The organism is Acidobacteriota bacterium, from assembly GCA_009838525.1.
In the GTDB taxonomy this organism is placed as follows: Bacteria; Acidobacteriota; Vicinamibacteria; order Vicinamibacterales; family UBA8438; genus VXRJ01.
Window position 1 is genome coordinate 34,916 of sequence record VXRJ01000036.1, and the last position, 12,458, is coordinate 47,373.

Annotated in this window: 12 protein-coding genes; 5 read left to right on the top strand and 7 right to left on the bottom strand. The window is 67.0% G+C overall.

Annotated elements, in window-relative coordinates:
* Nucleotides 1-7 precede the first annotated feature (7 nt).
* Together F4Y45_17355 and F4Y45_17360 are read right to left on the bottom strand one after the other, a co-directional pair.
* Nucleotides 8-1,609 carry a type II secretion system protein GspE gene (locus F4Y45_17355; GenBank protein ID MXY26273.1) on the bottom strand — a complete coding sequence of 534 codons (1,602 nt, stop codon included), beginning with the start codon at nt 1,607-1,609 and terminating at the stop codon, nt 8-10.
* 119 nt (nt 1,610-1,728) lie between these two features.
* Nucleotides 1,729-2,280, bottom strand: a complete 552-nt coding sequence (locus F4Y45_17360; GenBank protein ID MXY26274.1) for an arginine decarboxylase, pyruvoyl-dependent — start codon at nt 2,278-2,280, stop codon at nt 1,729-1,731.
* Between the two features lie 127 nt (nt 2,281-2,407).
* Here F4Y45_17360 and F4Y45_17365 point away from each other — a divergent pair, with 127 nt between their 5' ends.
* The 5 genes from F4Y45_17365 (at nt 2,408) to F4Y45_17385 (ending at nt 9,317) form a co-directional block, all read left to right on the top strand.
* Nucleotides 2,408-3,118: a hypothetical protein gene (locus F4Y45_17365; GenBank protein ID MXY26275.1), complete on the top strand. Its 711-nt coding sequence runs from the start codon at nt 2,408-2,410 to the stop codon at nt 3,116-3,118.
* 91 nt (nt 3,119-3,209) lie between these two features.
* Nucleotides 3,210-4,604 carry an efflux RND transporter periplasmic adaptor subunit gene (locus F4Y45_17370; GenBank protein ID MXY26276.1) on the top strand — a complete coding sequence of 465 codons (1,395 nt, stop codon included), beginning with the start codon at nt 3,210-3,212 and terminating at the stop codon, nt 4,602-4,604.
* Complete coding sequence (locus tag F4Y45_17375; protein ID MXY26277.1) at nt 4,585-5,817, top strand: FtsX-like permease family protein; 1,233 nt, start codon at nt 4,585-4,587, stop codon at nt 5,815-5,817. Before F4Y45_17370 ends, F4Y45_17375 begins: the two co-directional genes overlap by 20 nt.
* 25 nt (nt 5,818-5,842) lie before the next feature.
* Nucleotides 5,843-7,129 (top strand): FtsX-like permease family protein, encoded by a 1,287-nt coding sequence (locus F4Y45_17380; GenBank protein MXY26278.1) that lies wholly within the window; start codon nt 5,843-5,845, stop codon nt 7,127-7,129.
* Between the two features lie 85 nt (nt 7,130-7,214).
* Nucleotides 7,215-9,317 (top strand): elongation factor G, encoded by a 2,103-nt coding sequence (locus tag F4Y45_17385; GenBank protein MXY26279.1) that lies wholly within the window; start codon nt 7,215-7,217, stop codon nt 9,315-9,317.
* Between the two features lie 31 nt (nt 9,318-9,348).
* Here the strand turns inward: F4Y45_17385 and F4Y45_17390 are convergent, their stop codons facing one another.
* From F4Y45_17390 to rpsM, 5 genes are read right to left on the bottom strand one after another with little or no spacing between them, the layout of a single operon-like run.
* The gene (locus F4Y45_17390; protein MXY26280.1) at nt 9,349-9,921 is read right to left on the bottom strand and encodes a 50S ribosomal protein L17; all 573 of its coding nucleotides are present in this window, start codon (nt 9,919-9,921) and stop codon (nt 9,349-9,351) included.
* A 38-nt stretch (nt 9,922-9,959) separates the two neighbouring features.
* Nucleotides 9,960-10,943 carry a DNA-directed RNA polymerase subunit alpha gene (locus tag F4Y45_17395; protein MXY26281.1) on the bottom strand — a complete coding sequence of 328 codons (984 nt, stop codon included), beginning with the start codon at nt 10,941-10,943 and terminating at the stop codon, nt 9,960-9,962.
* Between the two features lie 31 nt (nt 10,944-10,974).
* On the bottom strand, nt 10,975-11,604 hold the full coding sequence (gene rpsD / locus F4Y45_17400; protein MXY26282.1) for a 30S ribosomal protein S4: 630 nt from the start codon (nt 11,602-11,604) through the stop codon (nt 10,975-10,977).
* A 32-nt stretch (nt 11,605-11,636) separates the two neighbouring features.
* Nucleotides 11,637-12,074, bottom strand: a complete 438-nt coding sequence (gene rpsK, locus F4Y45_17405) for a 30S ribosomal protein S11 (protein ID MXY26283.1) — start codon at nt 12,072-12,074, stop codon at nt 11,637-11,639.
* Nucleotides 12,075-12,077: 3 nt separating this feature from the next.
* Nucleotides 12,078-12,452 (bottom strand): 30S ribosomal protein S13, encoded by a 375-nt coding sequence (gene rpsM / locus F4Y45_17410; protein MXY26284.1) that lies wholly within the window; start codon nt 12,450-12,452, stop codon nt 12,078-12,080.
* Nucleotides 12,453-12,458: the final 6 nt, after the last annotated feature.

Consider the following 12,458-nt stretch of genomic DNA (forward strand, 5'->3'; position numbering starts at 1 on the left):
TTTCCAGCTACACCAGCGTCTCGCGCCGAACTTCCTCGATCGTCGTGACGCCGGCCGCGATCTTTCGGAGGCCACTTTCACGGAGCGTCACCATCCCGTCGGCCACCGCCGCCTCGCGCAGCGCGCGCGCCGGAGCCCCCGCAAGTATCAGCTCCCGCACCGCAGGGTTCAGCTCCATCACCTCGTACAGCCCGACCCGTCCCTGATAGCCGGTTCGGCCGCAGGCATCGCATCCCTTGCCGGCTCGCGGCACGACGCTGGCCGCCCTCCCGCGGTCGAAGCCGAGGTCGGCAAGGGCGGAAGGGCTGACCGGAGCCGGAGCCGCACATCCCTCGCAGATGCGGCGGACGAGTCGCTGCGCGCAGATCAGGTGGACGGACGCGGCAACGAGGAACGGTTCGATCCCCATGTCCAGCAGCCTGTAGACCGCGCCCGGGGCGTCGTTGGTATGAAGGGTCGACAGCACCAGGTGGCCGGTCAGCGCCGCCTTCACCGCGATGGCGGCGGTCTCGACGTCACGGATTTCTCCCACCAGGATCACGTTCGGGTCCTGCCGGAGAAACGCCCGCAGCGCGGCCGCGAAGCTGAGGCCGATCCCGTCGCGCACGAGCACCTGGTTGACGCCGTTCAGGTTGAACTCGACCGGATCCTCGGCGGTCATGATGTTCACGCCGGGAGTGTTGAGCCGCGCGATTGCGGAATAGAGCGTGCTGGTCTTGCCGCTGCCGGTCGGTCCGGTCGCCAGCACCATCCCCCAGGGCTTCCGGATGCTCGCCTCGAATCGGCGGAGCGACGCGGCGTCGAACCCCAGTTGCGTCATGTCACGCTTTAGCCGCGCCCGGTCGAGAACGCGGAGCACGATCGTCTCGCCGAAGAGCGTCGGCAGGCTGGAGACGCGGAGGTCGATCGTGCGTGGAGCGCCGTCGTCCGCGTCGCGATGGCGAAGCCGGATCCGGCCATCCTGCGGCAGCCGCTTCTCCGCGATGTCGAGCTTCGCCATCACTTTGAGGCGGGAAGTGATGGCGTCCCGCAGACTGACGTCCGGCGCCATCACCGGCTGCAGGACGCCGTCGATCCGGAACCGGACGCGGAACTCGCCATCGTACGGCTCGACGTGGATGTCGCTCGCGCCTCGATCGATCGCCGAGTCGATCAACTCCTGCACCAGGCGGACAGCCGGCGGTTGCTCCCCGTTTGCCGGAGCTGCCGGGATTCCCGTCGCGCTGTCGGGCGCCGCCTCCCGACCGGTCTCGCGAGGTGGGACGGACGGGCGGTAGTACCGGGCGAGCGCCGCCTCCACCGCCGGCCGCGAGGCCACGACCGGCGCGACACGGCAGCCGGTCAGGAAGGCGAGATCGTCGAGCGCCGCGACGTCCCTCGGATTGGACATCGCCACCGTCAGGGTGGAGCCGGCCCGATGAATCGGCACCACCTGGTACTGTCGCGCGGCATCGGCCGGGATCAGGCGAACGACCTCCGGCTCGATGTCGAAGCGCGCGAGATCGATCGACGGCACACCGTGGCGCGCGCTCAATGCGAGCGTCGGGTCGCCATCGCCTGCCGCCGCCGGGACGGGTTGCTCGGACAAGGAACTGCGAGGAGCCTTCAAGGTGGGGGTTTGAAGGCAGCAGCTTCTTCAGCGTAGCTGGTTGCCGGCTTGCGATCAACTATGCCGGCCTGGAGGCCGGCGCACCAAAGGAGGCCGGCGCACCAAGGGGGGCAGGCGTTTCAGCCGACGACCACGGCAGCGGCAACGACCGTGGTCCAGAGCCTCTCCCGGTTGCCGACCGCGGTCTGGGTGATGTTCCGCGTCCGGACGATCTCGTCGGACAGGCGCCACACTTCCTTGTTCTCGTCCCAGCTCTTCTCCGGATCGAACTTCAACCCGAGGGTGGTGGCGAGCATCTCCGCGGCCAGGTCCTCGGCGTAGTCGCCCGCCTGGGTCGCGTCCTCCCCGTAGCTGTGATGTTCCGCCAGGTAGCCGTACAGTTTCCGGTCGCGCGGAATCGCCACGCCGATCGTCGCCGCGATCCGCCGGTGCGGCTCGCGAGTTGCCGCTTCCGACATCACGACGAACGTGACCTGTCCCGGGTGCAGCCGCTTGATTCCCTCGGCGCGCGAGATGATCTTGCAGCCGGGCGGAAAGATGCTGGAAACCCGCACCAGATTGCAGGCCGCGATCCCCGCCGCCCGGAGCGCCGCCTCGAACGACGTGAGCTTCTCCCGGTGAATGCCCACCCCTCTGGTGAAGAAGAGCTCCCGTGGAACGAAACTCAGCATTGCTCCCTTCACCTGCCGCCAGATCCCCCGGCCGAAAAACCACGCATCCTAAGGCCGCGCGCGAGAGCGCGTCAAGGGAACGGCGTTATAGTGAAGTTGACGGCGCAATCGCGGAGGGAGCCGGGGAATGGCGAACGGAAGCGCGCGGCTCGGGCTGGGAGCGCGGTTCTTCGGCGTGGTCTTCTCACCCCAGGCCACGTTCGAGCGGGTGGCTGCCGATCCCCGGTGGCTGGGGATGCTCGTACTGACCGTCGTGTTGTTCGCGGCGATGGTCGCCACGCTCATGAGCACCGACGTCATGCAGCGCGCCATCCTCGATCAGCAGAGCGAGGCGATGGCATCGTTCGGCGTCGAGATGACCGACGAGATGTATACGCAGATGGAAGAGCAAATGGGGATGACGCCTATCTACACGGCGGTCTCCACCCTGGTCTTCGTACCGATTGGTTGCCTGATCCTGGCGGGCGTGCTGTATGCCGCGGGCTACGGCCTGTTCGGCCCGCGCGCCACCTTCGAGCAGATGTTCGCCGTCGTTGCCCACGCAGGAGTCATCTTCGTCGTTACGCAGTTGTTCGTAGCACCGCTCAACTATTTCCGCGAGGCGGCCGACTCCCCGACCACGCTCGCGGCGTTCGCGCCGATGCTGGAAACGGGAACGTTCGCTGTCAACCTGCTGAGCGCGATAGACCTGATCCACGTCTGGTGGCTGATGGTGCTCGCCATCGGTCTCGGCGTCGTGTGGCAGCGGCAGGTCGCGGGCATCGTGACGACGCTGTACGCGCTGCAGATGGCGATCGCGTTCGTCGTGGCGATAGTCCGGACCACCATAGGGTTCTGAGGATGCGCGGTCCGGAAGGGCGCGCGGGAGGGCCGCCGGGAACAACCCGCCGGAAACTGCGTATCTTCAGAGTGGAATCCGAACTGCCCGGATGGTGTACGGCGTTAGGCAGTACAATGGTCTGTTTGGAATGACGACGAAACGCCTTGTGATCGGGATCGTGATCGTGGTGCTCGCCGCCGCGCTCGTTGCCGTCAACCTGTGGTACCGGCGGAGCAACGCGGCGGAAGTTGACATCGAGATGATCGAGCGGCGCAACCTGATCGCCATCGTCTCGGCGCCGGGAACGATCCAGCCTCAGTTGCTGGTGGAGATGTCGGCCAGCACGATGGGGCGAGTCACTCGCCTCGCCGTCGACGAGGGGGATCCGGTCGATGCCGGCCAGTTCCTGCTGGAGATCGATCCCGAGAACCTCCAGGCGCTCGTCGACCGGGGCGAGGCGTCTCTGGAAGCGACCCGCGCGGCGTACCGGCAGGCGCAGGTGGCGGTGGAGACCGCGACCGTCAATCTGGAGTTGGCTCGCGAGAATCTGGATCGGCAGGCGGACCTGTGGGAACTCCGGCTGGTCGCGCGCGAGGTATACGAACAGACGGAGGCGGACGTCCAGGTGCGCGAGACGGAGCTCCGCCAGCGCGAAGTGGAAGTCGAAGCGGCGATGGAACGGATCCGGCAGGAGGAGGCCGCGCTCGACAGCGCGCGCTACGACCTGACCCAGGTGACGATCACCTCACCCATCAACGGCATCGTGACCCGCCGGAACATCGACGAGGGCGAGACGGTCGTGATCGGCACGATGAACAATCCGGGCACCGTGCTGCTCGAGATCGCCGACTTCTCGGTGCTGGAGGCGGAGATCGAAGTGGACGAGACCGATATCCCCGCCATCGAGCTGGGCCAGCGGGCCGAAATCACGATCGACGCCCTGCCCGACAAGATCTGGACCGGCACGGTGACCGAGATTGGCAACAGTCCCATTCAGCAGGCTGGCGGCGCCACCACGCAGGAAGCGACCAACTTCCTCGTCGTGGTGACCCTCGACGAGATCATCCCCAACGTCCGGCCCGGGTTCACCTGCACGGCGGAGATCACCACGGCAACCCGCCAGGCCGCGATAGCCGTACCGATTCAGGCGACGACGGTGCGGGAGATGGACATCGATTCGGACGGCAACATCATCCGGCAGATGGACGGCGAGGACGACCGGAACCGCGGCGGCGTCCCGTTCCGTCTGGCCGGCGATGGCGCGAGCGCGCCCGGGGTTGCCGATGCGGCGGCGGCCGACACCGAGGAACTCGAGGGGGTCTTCGCCGTCCGGCAGGGGCGCGCCATGTTCATCCCGGTCCAGACCGGTATCGCCGGCGACCGTTACTTCGAGGCGTTGAGCGGCCTCGCCGAGGGAGACGAGGTGATCACCGGACCGTTCGAGGTGGTTCGCAACCTGGAAGACGGCGATCCGGTGGCACCGAATGACCCTGACGCTGGTTAGCGAGATGATCCGAATCGCGCTCAGCGCGATTTGGGCCAACAAGCTCCGCTCCTTCCTGACGATTCTCGGCAACATCGTCGCCATCTCGTCCATCATCACCCTCGTCTCGCTCATCCAGGGGATCACGGAAGAGGTGACCGACGTCATCCTGACGGAGGTGGGGGCGGACGCCTTCATGGTTGACCGGCGCGGCATCATCCGGAGCCAGGAGCAGTTCGAGCGGGCCCGGAACAACCCGCTCATCACGATGGACGACGCGGACGCGATCCGCCGCTTCGCCGAGAATGTCACCGCCGTCATGGTCCAGGCCCAGCGGAGCGGCGAGGTGCGCTACCGCCACCGGCTGCTCGAACAGGTCTCCATTCAGGGCGTGACGGAAGATTTCACCAGTTTTTCGACCTTCAACGCCGAGGAAGGGCGCCTGATGACGCCGTCCGAGGTGCAGCGCAGGCGCAACGTGACGGTCCTCGGCGCGGAAACGGCGGAACGGCTTTTCGAGACGCTCGACCCCATCGACCGGGAGGTCCGGATTCAGGGGGTGCCGTTTCGCGTCGTCGGGGTCAGCCGCCCGGTCGGCTCGACGTTCGGCGTCTCGCAGGACGAGTACGCCATCATTCCCCTGGGAGCGTTCAGGCGCCTCTTCGGCACCAGGTCGTCACTCGGCATTCGCGTGCAGCCGGCCGATCCCAACCGGATCGACACGGCCATCGGCGAGACGACGGTCGCGCTTCGGATCGAGCGGCGGCTCCGGCCCGACGAGGAAGACAATTTCGGGATCTTCACCTCCGAGACCGCGCTCGGCCTCTTTCAGCAGGCAACCACGGGTATCTTCTCGGTGCTCGTGGGGGTCGTCGGCCTCGCCATGGTGGTCGCCGGCATCGTCATCATGAACATCATGCTGATGGCAGTCTCGGAACGGACCAAGGAGATAGGCCTCCGGAAGGCCCTCGGGGCGCGCCGGCGCGACATCATGTGGCAGATGCTGTCCGAGTCGGTCGTGCTCGCCCTCGCCGGCGGCATCGCGGGCACCGCCCTCGGCGCCGTCGCGGCGGTGGCGATCGACCGGTTCGCCCCGGTTCCCGCCACCGTGCACCTGTGGTCGGTGCTGTTGGCAATCACGCTGACCGGCCTGGTGGGGCTCTTCTTCGGGATGTACCCCGCCGCGCGCGCCGCCGCCCTCGATCCGATCGACGCCCTCGGCCGCTCCGACTGACGGCGCGGCGCACCAGAGAACCACGATGCGCACTTCACTCATCAACGAGATCGTGTTGATGGCGATCGGCACGATCCGGACACAGAAGATGCGCTCCGGGCTCACCATTCTCGGCATCGTCATCGGCATCACGTCGATGGTCGGCATGACATCCCTCATTCTCGGCTTCGACGAGACGCTGCGCGACAGCATTCGCGAGCTGGGCCCCGACACCATCTTCGTGGCGCAGTTTTCCGGCTTGAGCGTGATGTCCGGCGCCGATTTCCAGGTACTGCTGGACCGGCCGACATTGACCCTGGACGATGCCCGCGCCATCGAACGCCAGGCGGCCGATACGGTCGCCCGCGCCACCGTTTCGGTAGGCGAGGGCGGGCCGGGGTCGGTCCGCTCGCGCGTCTCGTACGACGGGGAGCAGACGCTTCCCCTGTCGATCATTGGCACGACGCACGACTATCCGAGCGTCTTCAGCCTGACGATGGACACCGGGCGCTTTTTCACCGAGGGGGAAGTGAGCCACCGGCGCCGCGTGGTCGTCCTGGGCCAAGGGCCGTACGAAGCGCTCTTTCCCAACGTCGACCCGCTCGGCAAGACGGTCCGGATTGAGAGCCAGCCCTACACCGTGGTCGGCGTCCTCGGCCCCCGCGCGAGCTTCGGCGGGATGGACGCGGGCCAGGACGACCTTGCCATCATTCCGTACAGCGCCTACCAGCAGCAGTATGGCCTGCGACTCGAGCGCTCGCGGCGCGGCCGGTTGCAGAACATGCTGATCGCGGTGGTGCCGCGCGACGGCGTAGCCCGCGACACGGCAATGCGCGACGTGACCGAGGTGATGCGGATCCGGCACGGCCTGCGTCTGGACGAGCCGAACGACTTCGATCTCATCACGCAGGATGCCGCCCTTCGGCTCTGGGAGCAGGTGAGCAGCGCCGTCTTTCTGGCGCTCGTTTCCATCTCGTCGATCGCCCTGATGGTGGGCGGGATCGGCGTGATGGCGATCATGACGATCTCGGTCAAGGAGCGGACCCGCGAGATCGGCACGCGGAAGGCGATTGGCGCCCGGCGCCGGGAGATCCTCTGGCAGTTCCTGCTCGAGGCGGTGTTCCTGACCGCGATCGGCGGCGTGCTGGGCATCTTCTTCGGCAGCAGCATCGGGGTTGGCGTGAACGTCGCGACCGGCTTTCCCGTCGCCCTGCCCTGGTGGTCGTTCGCCCTGGGGATCAGCTTCTCGGCGACCGTGGGGATCGTCTTCGGCATCGTGCCGGCGATTCGGGCCTCCGGTCTCGACCCGATCGAGGCGCTCCGCTACGAGTAGCCGTCCGGACGCCCCACAAGGCCCCCTTCACCGGAAAATCGGGTACGATCACCGTTTTGCCCGGCAGGCAGGAGGAATACCAGCGATGAAGGTCTACGGCGGATCGGACATCCGCAACGTCGCCGTGACGGGGCACAGCGGCTCCGGCAAGACGCAGCTCATCTCGGCGATGCTGTTCGATGCGAAGGCGGTCAACCGCCTCGGCACGGTCGACGAGGGCAATACGGTCACCGACTTCGACGAAGAGGAAGTGGCCCGCAAGCACACGCTCTCGTCCGCCACCGCGTTCGTCGAGTGGCACGGAACGAAAATCAACCTCATTGATACCCCTGGAATCGGCAACTTCCTGAGCGACACGCGCGCTGCACTCCGCGTGGCGGACGCCGCCGTAGTCGTCGTGGACGCCGTGGCGGGCGTGGAAGTGCAGACCGAGAAGGTCTGGTCCATTGCCGCGGAGCTCGATCTCCCCTGCCTCGTGGTGCTCAACCTGCTCGACCGCGAACGCGCCAGCCTGGACCGGGCTCTCGAATCGCTCCACGAGTCGTTCGGTCGCGAGGTGGTGCCGGTGCAGTTGCCGGTCGGCTCGGAAAAGGACTTCCGCGGCGTCGTGGACCTGATCCGGATGCGCGCCTGCACCTTCACGCCGGAAGGCAACGGCGTCGCGTCGGAGGCGGACGTCCCGGCCGAAATGACCGACGCCGCGGAAAGCGCCCGCGAGGCGCTCATCGAGATGGTGGCCGAGGCGGACGAAGCGCTGATGGAGAAGTTCTTCGAGGAGGGAACGCTGGAGCAGGCCGATCTCGAGGCGGGCTTGCGCGACGCGGCCCGGACCCGCCGGATCTTCCCGCTGGTCTGCACCTCCGCGCAGGCGAACATCGGTGTTCCGCTCCTCCTCGACGCGATCAAGGGCTACGCGCCACCGGCGAGCGAGCATCCCCTGCCGGCCGAGCCGGCGGAAGAGGGAGGCGACCCGGCCGACTACGACACGAGCGACGACGCTCCTCCCGCCCTGTTCGTCTGGAAGACGGTCGCGGACCGGCACGCGGGACGCATCACGCTGTTCCGGGTGGCGGCCGGGACGATCAAGGCCGACTCCGCCATTCACAACGTCACGCAGGACGCATCCGAACGGCTCGGCGCGGTCGGCGTGCGCCAGGGCGCGACGCAGACCGGAGTGCCGGAACTCCGGGCCGGCGACCTCGGCGCGGTGGCCAAGCTGAAGTCGACGAAGACGAGCGACACGCTGGCCGTCAAGGGGAGCCCCGTGAGGTTCCGGCCGATCGCGTTTGCCGATCCGGTCCTTTCCTACGCCATCGAGCCGAAGAGCCGGGGCGACGAGGAGAAGATCAGCGGCGCCCTGCAGCGGCTGCACGAGGAGGATCCGACCATCCGCTTCACGCGCGACCCGCAAACGCGCCAGTTGCTGCTGGCCGGGCAGGGGCAGCTGCACATCGAGGTGACCGTCGCCAAGCTGAAGAGCCGTTTCGGCGTCGAGGTCAACGTCAAGCTGCCGCGGATCCCCTACCGGGAGACGATCACGGCGGCGACCGACGCCCACGGCCGCCACAAGAAGCAGTCGGGGGGCCATGGCCAGTTCGGTGACTGCAAGATCAAGGTGGAGCCCCTGCCGCGCGGTGAGGACTTCGTGTTCGTCGACGAGATCTTCGGCGGCTCGATCCCGCAGCAGTTCCGTCCGGCCGTCGAGAAGGGAATCCAGGAAGCTCGCGGAAGAGGCTACCTCGCCGGCTACCCGATGGTCGACTTCAAGGTGACCCTGACCGACGGGCAGTTCCACTCGGTCGACTCCAACGAGATGTCGTTCAAGATGGCGGGCCGCCTCGCCTTCCGCGATGCGATGGAACGCGCGAGGCCGACGCTGCTCGAGCCGGTGATGAACGTCGAGGTCTACGCGCCGAACGACTTCGCCGGCGACCTGATGGGCGACCTGAACGGCCGGCGCGGCCGAATCGGCGGAATGGAAACCCGGGGCTCCTCAACCCTCATCAAGGCGCAGGTGCCGATGGCCGAGATGCTCACCTACGAGCAACAACTCACGTCCGCCACCGGCGGCCGAGGCAGCTACCACATGGAGTTCTCGCACTACGAAGAAGTGCCGGCCCATCTGCACGCCAAGATCGTCGCCGACGCGAAGGCGGCGGACGGCGACGACTCCGGAGCCGAAGACTAGAACCAGGAGCTTGCGCGCCGGGCACGGCGCGCTAGATCTTCTTGCGGGTCCGCTTGGTGTGGGTCTTGGCCCCGCCGTCGGCTGCGCCCGGCCCGGCCCCTCCCGCTTCCGGGCCACGGAAACGGCGCGCGACGCGACGCAGGCGCCCGCCGCCCTCCTCGGACGACGCGGCTTCCTTCTTCTGATCGTCTGCCTTCGGCTCGTCCTGCTCCGGGTCGTACTCGCTCCCAATCAACTCGATCTGCGCCAGTTCGGCATCGTCTCCCACGCGGCGGCCGACACGCATCACGCGCGTGTAGCCGCCGGGGCGCTCGGCGAAGCGGGGCGCGAGCGTCTCGAACAGCTTGCCCGCCACCGCCAGGTCCGCGACATCGCGCCGGACCAGGCGCCGGGCATGAACCGCGCGGGGCGTGTCCGCACCGTCGGCCAGCCCCCGCTTCGCCACCGTGATCAACCGCTCGACGAAGGGCCGCAACTCCTTTGCCTTGGCCACCGTCGTGGTGATCCGCTCGTGGCGCAGCAGCGCCGTCGCCTGGTTGCGAAGCAGCGCAATCCGGTGCTCCGTCACCCGGCCCAGTTTCCGGTGTGCGACGCGATGACGCATGGTCTGCTGGCTCCTGCTCCTGTCGTTCCGAACGCCGCCTACGCCGAAGCGGCCGCAGCCGGCTCGTCGAGTGTCATCCCGAGCTCGAGGCCCATGGTGGCCAGAATGTCGACGATCTCCGAGAGCGACTTCTGGCCGAAGTTCTTGGTCGCCAGCAGCTCCGCCTCCGTCTTGACGACCAGTTGGCGAACTGTCTGGATGTTGGCGTTCCGGAGGCAATTGTATGACCGCGCGGACAGTTCCAGCTCCTCGACGCTCTTGCCCAGATGCTCGTTCTCGGCCGGCGCCGGGTTTCCGGCTGCCTCCGCCGCCTCTTCGTCGCCCACGGCGGGCTGGTTGTCCTGGTCGATGAAGATGTCGAGGTGGTCCTTTACGAGGGTTGCGCCGAACGACACGGCGTCGCGGGCGCTGACCGTGCCATCCGTCCAGACCTTGAGGGTCAGCTTGTCGTAGTCCGTCGTCTGTCCGAGACGCGCCGCCTCCACCACGTAGTTGACCTTCTTGATCGGCGAGTGCACCGAATCGACGGGAATCCAGCCGATTCCGAGGTCTTCGTCCAGATTCCGCTCCGCGGAGACATAGCCCCGGCCCCGCTTGATGCGCAACTCCATGTTGAGCGAACCGCCACGCTCCACCGTGGCTATGTGGATCTCCTTGTCGAGGACCTCCACGTCCTGATCGGTCCGGATATCACCCGCCGTCAGCTTGCCGGGACCGGTAGCGCTCAGGGTCACCGTCTTCACGCTCTCCGAGTGCAGCTTGATCGGTACCTGCTTCAGGTTGAGGATGATGTCGGTCGCATCCTCCACCACTCCCCTGATCGGCGAAAACTCGTGGAGCACACCGTCGATCTTCACCGCGGTCACCGCGGCGCCCTCGATCGACGAGAGCAGCACGCGCCGGAGGGCGTTGCCGATGGTGGTCCCGAACCCACGCTCGAACGGCTGGGCATGAAACTCCCCGTACTGCCCGGTGTCTTCGTCGCACGCCAGAGCCTTGGGCCTCTGAAAATCCTTCCACATTGGGGTGCAGTCCTTTCAGGCGTGACGCCCGTTACTTCGAGTACAGCTCAACGATCAACTGCTCCTGAACCGGCAGGTTCAGTTGCTCACGCGTCGGAACCGCCGCGAGGCGCCCCGACGTGCCATCGGCGTCCAGCTCGAGCCATTCCGGAATGCCGCGGCCCTTCACTTCTTCCTGCGCATAGGCGATCGCCACGTTCTTGCCGCTCGACGGCTTGATCCGCACCGTGTCGCCCACGCGCAGGCCGTACGACGGAATGTCCGCCCGGCGGTCGTTCACCAGGAAGTGCCCGTGCCGGACCAACTGGCGCGCCTGCGGACGCGAAACCGCGAATCCGAGCCGGTACACGACGTTGTCGAGACGGCTCTCGAGCAGTTGCAGCAGCGTTTCGCCGGTGATGCCCCGCCGGCGGTCCGCTTCATGGAAGTAGCGCCGGAACTGCCGTTCGAGCACGCCGTATATCCGCTTGACGCGCTGCTTCTCCCGAAGCTGCAGCCCGTAGCCCTGCAGCTTCGCCTTCCGTCCCTTGCCATGGTGGCCGGGCGGAACGTTGCGCCGCTCGATGGCGCACTTCTGCTGGTAGCAGCGCTCCCCTTTCAGGAACAGCTTCATTCCTTCGCGCCGGCACAACCGGCAGACGGAACCGACATAGCGTGCCATGTGTTCCGGACCTCCTTAGTTCCCTCGTCGATTCACACGCGCCGCCGCTTCGGCGGACGGCACCCGTTGTGCGGGATCGGGGTAACGTCGCGGATCGACTTCACCTCGAGTCCCGCCGCCTGCTGGAGCGCCCGAATGGCGGACTCGCGTCCCGCCCCGGGGCCCTTCACCAGCACGTCCACCGTCCGTACTCCGAACGCCTTCGCCGAATGCCCCGCGGTTGTCGCGGCCTGGGTCGCGGCGAACGGCGTCCCCTTCCGCGACCCCTTGAACCCGATGCCACCGGCGCTCGACCACGACAACGTTGCCCCGTCGGCGTCGGTGATCGTGATGATCGTGTTGTTGAAGGAGGCCTGGATATGCGCCACCGCATGCGGCACAACCCGCTTCTCGCCCCGCTTCTTGAAAACCTTCTTCCGCTTCTTTGGACGTCCGGCCTTCTGTGAACCGGAACTGTCGGATTTGGCCATCGTCTACGTCTTCTTCTTCTTGGCGACCGCGCCGCGCTTCGGGCCCTTTCGGGTCCGTGCGTTCGTGTTAGTCCGCTGGCCGCGCACCGGCAGGTTGCGCCGGTGGCGCAGTCCACGGTAGCAGCCAATCTCCAGCAGGCGCTTGATGTTCAGCGAGACCTCCTTCCGGAGGTCGCCTTCCACGCGACCTGCGCCCTCCATCGCGCGGGTGATTCTCCGCACGTCGTCCTCGGTCAGGTCCTTCACCCGAACATCGGGGCTGACGCTCGCCACCGAGAGAATATCGGTCGAGCGTTTCGGTCCGATTCCGTAGATGTAGGTGAGCCCCACCTCAATCCGCTTCGACTGCGGCAGGTCGACTCCGACAATTCGTGCCATAGACCC

Excerpts from the sequence above, each read along its gene's own strand:
- F4Y45_17360 (MXY26274.1), bottom strand. The coding sequence starts at position 2,280 with ATGCTGAGTTTCGTTCCACGGGAGCTCTTCTTCACCAGAGGGGTGGGC.
- F4Y45_17365 (MXY26275.1), top strand. The coding sequence starts at position 2,408 with ATGGCGAACGGAAGCGCGCGGCTCGGGCTGGGAGCGCGGTTCTTCGGC.
- F4Y45_17370 (MXY26276.1), top strand. The coding sequence starts at position 3,210 with ATGGTGTACGGCGTTAGGCAGTACAATGGTCTGTTTGGAATGACGACG.
- F4Y45_17375 (MXY26277.1), top strand. The coding sequence starts at position 4,585 with ATGACCCTGACGCTGGTTAGCGAGATGATCCGAATCGCGCTCAGCGCG.
- F4Y45_17380 (MXY26278.1), top strand. The coding sequence starts at position 5,843 with ATGCGCACTTCACTCATCAACGAGATCGTGTTGATGGCGATCGGCACG.
- F4Y45_17385 (MXY26279.1), top strand. The coding sequence starts at position 7,215 with ATGAAGGTCTACGGCGGATCGGACATCCGCAACGTCGCCGTGACGGGG.
- F4Y45_17390 (MXY26280.1), bottom strand. The coding sequence starts at position 9,921 with ATGCGTCATCGCGTCGCACACCGGAAACTGGGCCGGGTGACGGAGCAC.
- F4Y45_17395 (MXY26281.1), bottom strand. The coding sequence starts at position 10,943 with ATGTGGAAGGATTTTCAGAGGCCCAAGGCTCTGGCGTGCGACGAAGAC.
- rpsD (MXY26282.1), bottom strand. The coding sequence starts at position 11,604 with ATGGCACGCTATGTCGGTTCCGTCTGCCGGTTGTGCCGGCGCGAAGGA.
- rpsK (MXY26283.1), bottom strand. The coding sequence starts at position 12,074 with ATGGCCAAATCCGACAGTTCCGGTTCACAGAAGGCCGGACGTCCAAAG.
- rpsM (MXY26284.1), bottom strand. The coding sequence starts at position 12,452 with ATGGCACGAATTGTCGGAGTCGACCTGCCGCAGTCGAAGCGGATTGAG.